Source organism: Bradyrhizobium sp. (assembly GCF_035484855.1).
Classification (GTDB): Bacteria; Pseudomonadota; Alphaproteobacteria; order Rhizobiales; family Xanthobacteraceae; genus Bradyrhizobium.
Genome location: NZ_DATHOP010000292.1, coordinates 1 through 6069 on the forward strand (window position 1 = coordinate 1; position 6069 = coordinate 6069).

Here is a 6069-nt window from a genome sequence, read left to right on the forward strand (position 1 = left end):
CGCCAGTCGATCACGACGCGCTTGGCGATACCGGTCGACTCGTCGAGCGACTCGGTGAGCGACTGGCCGTCGACGAGATCCTCGTAGCCGATCGTGCCCTCGACCTCGGTGAGGATCGGCCGGGTATAGGGATCCCACTCGGCGATGCGCTGGCCGCGCTTGATGTGCTCGCCGTCGGTGACCCGCAACCGGGCGCCATACTGAATGCGGTGCACGGCGCGTTCGGTGCCGTCCGGATCGACCACCGCAACGATGAGGTTGCGGTTCATCGCGATCAGATCGCCGTCCGAATTACGGGCGACGTTGAGGTTTTTGATCTTGACGGTGCCCTCGAAGTTCGACTCGATGAACGACTGCTCCGAGATCTGCGCCGCGCCGCCGATGTGGAACGTCCGCATCGTCAATTGCGTACCTGGCTCGCCGATCGACTGAGCGGCGATGACGCCCACCGCCTCACCCATATTGACCGGTGTGCCGCGGGCGAGATCGCGCCCGTAACACGCACCGCAAACGCCGGTGACGGTTTCGCAGGTGAGCACGGAACGGATTTTGAGCTCCTGGACGCCTGCAGTGACGAGCTTCTCGACGCTGTATTCGTCGAGCAACGTTGCATTCGGCACCAGCACTTCGGTGCCCGACGGATCGCGCACGTCTTCGGCCGTGGTACGGCCGAGGATGCGGCTTGCCAGCGAAGCGACCACCGTGCCGGCATCGATGATGGCGCGCACCTTGATGCCGCGGGTCGTGCCGCAGTCGAACTCGGTGATGATGCAGTCCTGCGCCACGTCGACGAGACGCCGCGTCAGATAGCCGGAGTTGGCCGTCTTCAGCGCGGTGTCGGCGAGGCCCTTGCGGGCGCCGTGCGTCGAATTGAAGTATTCGAGCACCGAGAGACCTTCCTTGAAGTTGGAAATGATCGGGCTCTCGATGATCTCGCCCGACGGCTTCGCCATCAGGCCGCGCATGCCGGCAAGCTGACGCATCTGGGCGGGCGAACCGCGCGCGCCGGAATGCGCCATCATGTAAATGGAGTTCACCTGCGCCTCGGCGCCCTTCTCGGCTGCCGGACGGGAGGTGGAGATCTCTTTCATCATCGCTTCGGCGATGGTCTCGGTGCACTTCGACCAGGCGTCGACGACCTTGTTGTATTTCTCGCCCTGGGTGATCAGGCCGTCGTTGTATTGCTGCTCGAATTCCTTGACGAGATCGCGGGTCTTCTCGACCGTCGCTTTCTTGGAGTGCGGCACGACCATGTCGTCCTTGCCGAACGAAATGCCGGCCTTGAATGCATGGTGGAAGCCAAGCGCCATGATGCGGTCGCAGAAGATCACCGTCTCCTTCTGACCGCAGTGGCGATAGACCGTGTCGATCATTCCGGAGATTTCGCGCTTCGTCATCAGCTTGTTGACGAGGTCGAACGGCGTCTTGGCGAGCTTCGGCAGCACCGAGCCGAGAATGACCCGGCCCGGCGTGGTGTCGTACCAGCGCGTGACCGGCTTGCTGTCTTCGCCGACGCCATGCCAGCGGTATTTGATCCGCGAATGCAGGCTGACGGCCTTCTCGTGCAGCGCGAGGTCGATCTCGGCCAGATCGCCGAATATTTTCGGCTTCTCGCCTTCGACCGCATCGCGGATCAGAGAAAGGTAGTAGAGGCCGAGCACGATGTCCTGCGACGGCACGATGATCGGCGCGCCGTTCGCCGGGTGCAGGATGTTGTTGGTCGACATCATCAAGACGCGCGCTTCGAGCTGCGCCTCGAGCGACAGCGGCACGTGCACCGCCATCTGGTCGCCGTCGAAGTCGGCATTGAAGGCGGCGCAAACCAGCGGATGCAGCTGGATCGCCTTGCCTTCGATCAACACCGGCTCGAAGGCCTGAATGCCGAGACGATGGAGCGTCGGCGCGCGGTTGAGCAGCACCGGATGCTCGCGAATGACTTCGTCGAGGATATCCCAAACCTCGGGCTTCTCCTTCTCGACGAGCTTCTTCGCTTGTTTGACCGTCGTCGACAGGCCCTTGGCGTCAAGCCGCGAATAGATGAACGGCTTGAACAGTTCGAGCGCCATCTTCTTCGGCAAGCCGCACTGGTGCAGCTTGAGCTCGGGACCGACCACGATCACCGAACGGCCGGAATAGTCGACGCGCTTGCCGAGCAGGTTCTGGCGGAACCGGCCCTGCTTGCCCTTGAGCATGTCGGCGAGCGACTTCAGCGGCCTTTTATTGGCGCCGGTGATGACGCGGCCGCGGCGGCCGTTGTCGAACAGCGCATCGACCGCTTCCTGCAGCATGCGCTTTTCGTTGCGGATGATGATGTCCGGCGCACGCAACTCGATCAGCCGCTTCAGGCGGTTGTTGCGGTTGATGACGCGGCGATAGAGATCGTTGAGGTCCGACGTGGCGAAGCGCCCGCCGTCGAGCGGCACGAGCGGCCGCAAGTCGGGCGGGATCACCGGCACATGGGTGAGGATCATCCATTCCGGCTTGTTGCTGGACTGGGTGAAGGCCTCGATCAGCTTGAGCCGCTTGGCAAGCTTCTTCGGCTTCAGCTCCGAGGTCGATTCCGCGATCTCGACGCGCAAATCCGCGGCGAGCTTCTCGAGATCGAGCGCCTTGAGCATCTCGCGGATCGCTTCCGCGCCGATCATGGCGGTGAAGCTGTCGGCGCCGAATTCATCCTGCGCCTTGACGTAGTCTTCCTCGGACAGGAGCTGACGGTCCTTGAGCGGCGTGAGGCCGGGCTCGAGCACCACGTAATATTCGAAATAAAGGATGCGCTCGAGATCCTTCAGCGTCATGTCGAGCAGAAGGCCGATCCGGCTCGGCAGCGACTTCAGGAACCAGATATGCGCAACGGGCGCCGCGAGTTCGATATGACCCATGCGCTCGCGCCGCACCCGCGACAGCGTGACTTCGACCGAGCACTTCTCGCAGATGATGCCCTTGTACTTCATGCGCTTGTACTTGCCGCACAAGCATTCATAGTCCTTGATCGGCCCGAAAATGCGCGCGCAGAACAGGCCGTCGCGCTCGGGCTTGAAGGTGCGGTAATTGATGGTCTCGGGCTTTTTGATCTCGCCGTAGGACCAGGACAGAATCTTCTCCGGACTCGCGATCGAAATCCGGATCTGGTCGAAGACCTGCGCCGGAACCTGCGGGCTGAAAAGATTCATAATTTCTTGGTTCATCGTCTGCTCCGCTTGCCGACCGTGTCGGCCGCTGTCGTCATTCTCTTAAAGCCTACGAAAGCTCTCGATGACCGGGCATCGCGCATCGCGACGCCCGGCCATGACGTTTGTCTTACTCGGCCGCCTCGGGCACGCCATCACCGCGCTGCTGCTTGGAGTTGTACAGGTCGACATTGAGGCCGAGCGAGCGCATTTCCTTGACCAACACGTTGAACGATTCCGGGATACCGGACTCGAACGCGTCGTCACCGCGCACGATCGACTCGTAGACCTTGGTGCGTCCGGCGACGTCGTCGGACTTCACCGTCAGCATTTCCTGCAGCGTGTAGGCGGCGCCATAGGCTTCGAGCGCCCACACTTCCATTTCGCCGAAGCGCTGACCGCCGAACTGCGCCTTGCCGCCCAGCGGCTGCTGGGTGACGAGGCTGTACGGGCCGATCGAGCGCGCGTGGATCTTGTCGTCCACCAGGTGATGCAGCTTCAGCATATAGATGTAGCCGACGGTCACCCTGCGATCGAACGCGTCGCCGGTGCGCCCGTCATAGAGCGTCACCTGCCCGGAATGGTCGAGGCCAGCGAGATCGAGCATGTGCTCGATATCGGCTTCCTTGGCGCCGTCGAACACGGGGGTAGCGATCGGCACGCCGTGACGCAGATTGGTGCCGAGCTCCATGAGGCCCTTGTCGTCGAGCGACTTGATGGTCTCGTCCTCGCCATAGACCTTCTTCAACAGGTCTTTGAGCGGCTTGGAGTCCTTCTTGCCGTTGTACATGTCGACCGCGGCGCCGATCTTCAAACCGAGGCCGGCGCAGGCCCAGCCGAGATGGGTCTCGAGGATCTGACCGACATTCATGCGGCTCGGCACGCCGAGCGGGTTGAGCACGACATCGACCGAAGTGCCGTCGGCGAGGAATGGCATGTCCTCCGCCGGCACGATCTTCGACACCACACCCTTATTGCCGTGGCGGCCGGCCATCTTGTCGCCGGGTTGGATCTTGCGCTTCACCGCGACGAAGACCTTGACCATCTTCATCACGCCGGGCGGCAATTCGTCGCCGCGCTGCAGCTTCTCGACCTTGTCGAGGAAGCGCTGTTCGAGGCGCTTCTTGGACTCGTCGTATTGCTTCCGGATGGCCTCGATCTCGGCCATGATCTTGTCGTTGGGCGACGCGAACATCCACCATTGCGCGCGCGGATATTCGTCGAGAATGGCGCGCGTGATCTTGGTGTCCTTCTTGAAGCCCTTCGGCCCGGCAACGCCCTGGCGGCCTTCGAGCAGCTCGGCAAGGCGGCCATAGACGTTGCGGTCGAGGATCGCTTGCTCGTCGTCGCGGTCCTTGGCGAGACGCTCGATCTCTTCCCGCTCGATGGCGAGCGCGCGCTCGTCCTTCTCGACGCCGTGGCGATTGAAGACACGGACTTCGACGACCGTGCCCTGCACGCCCGGCGGCACGCGCAGCGAGGTGTCGCGCACGTCGGACGCCTTCTCGCCGAAGATGGCGCGCAGAAGCTTTTCTTCCGGCGTCATCGGGCTCTCGCCCTTCGGCGTGATCTTACCAACGAGAATGTCACCGGCGCGGACTTCGGCGCCGATATAGACGATGCCGGCCTCGTCGAGATTCTTCAGCGTCTCTTCGGAGACGTTGGGAATATCGCGGGTGATTTCCTCGGGGCCGAGCTTGGTGTCGCGCGCCATGACTTCGAATTCCTCGATATGGATCGAGGTGAAGACGTCGTCCTTGACGATGCGCTCGGAGAGCAGGATCGAGTCTTCGAAGTTGTAGCCGTTCCACGGCATGAACGCGACCAGCGCATTCCGCCCGAGCGCGAGCTCGCCGAGATCGGTCGAGGGGCCGTCGGCGATGATGTCGCCTTTGCTCACCTGATCGCCCACTTTCACCAGCGGACGCTGGTTGATGCAGGTGTTCTGGTTCGAGCGCTGGAACTTCATCAGCCGGTAGATGTCGACGCCGGGTTTGGTCGGATCCTGCTCATCGGTGGCGCGGATCACGATACGGGTGGCGTCAACCTGATCGACCATGCCGGTGCGGCGGGCCGCGATCGCGGCGCCCGAGTCGCGGGCGACGACGCCTTCCATGCCGGTGCCGACGAACGGCGCCTCGGCGCGAACCAGCGGCACGGCTTGCCGCTGCATGTTCGAGCCCATCAGCGCGCGGTTGGCGTCATCGTTCTCGAGGAACGGAATGAGCGCCGCCGCCACCGAAACGAGCTGCTTCGGCGACACGTCCATGAAGTCGACCTTGTCCGGCGGAATGAGCTGCACGTCGCCGGCATGACGCACCACGACGAGATCGTCGGTGAAGCGCCCCTTGGCGTCGATCGCCGAATTGGCCTGCGCCACCGTGTAACGGCCTTCCTCCATCGCCGAGAGATAGATCACCTCGTCGGTGACGCGGCCGTCTTTCACTTTGCGGTACGGCGTCTCGACGAAGCCGTATTTGTTCACCCGCGCAAAGGTCGCGAGCGAATTGATCAGACCGATATTCGGCCCTTCCGGCGTTTCGATCGGGCAGATGCGGCCGTAATGCGTGGTGTGCACGTCGCGCACTTCGAAGCCGGCGCGCTCGCGCGTCAGACCGCCCGGGCCAAGCGCCGAGAGACGCCGCTTATGCGTGATCTCCGACAACGGATTGGTCTGGTCCATGAATTGCGACAGCTGCGAAGAGCCGAAGAACTCGCGCACGGCGGCAGCCGCCGGCTTGGCGTTGATCAGATCCTGCGGCATCACCGTGTCGATATCGACCGACGACATGCGCTCCTTGATGGCGCGTTCCATGCGCAACAGGCCGATGCGGTACTGATTTTCCATCAGCTCGCCGACCGAGCGCACCCGGCGATTGCCGAGATGGTCGATGTCGTCGAT

The 6069-nt window shown here is 62.8% G+C and carries 2 protein-coding genes; both read right to left on the reverse strand.

Features of this window, described 5'->3' with window-relative positions:
- Positions 1-3185 (reverse strand): DNA-directed RNA polymerase subunit beta' (rpoC, locus tag VK804_RS32870; protein WP_325752468.1); only part of this gene is annotated, 3185 nt, incomplete at its 3' end.
- A gap of 112 nt (positions 3186-3297) precedes the next feature.
- The coding region (gene rpoB, locus VK804_RS32875) for a DNA-directed RNA polymerase subunit beta (protein ID WP_325752469.1) at positions 3298-6069 on the reverse strand (2772 nt) is incomplete at its 5' end.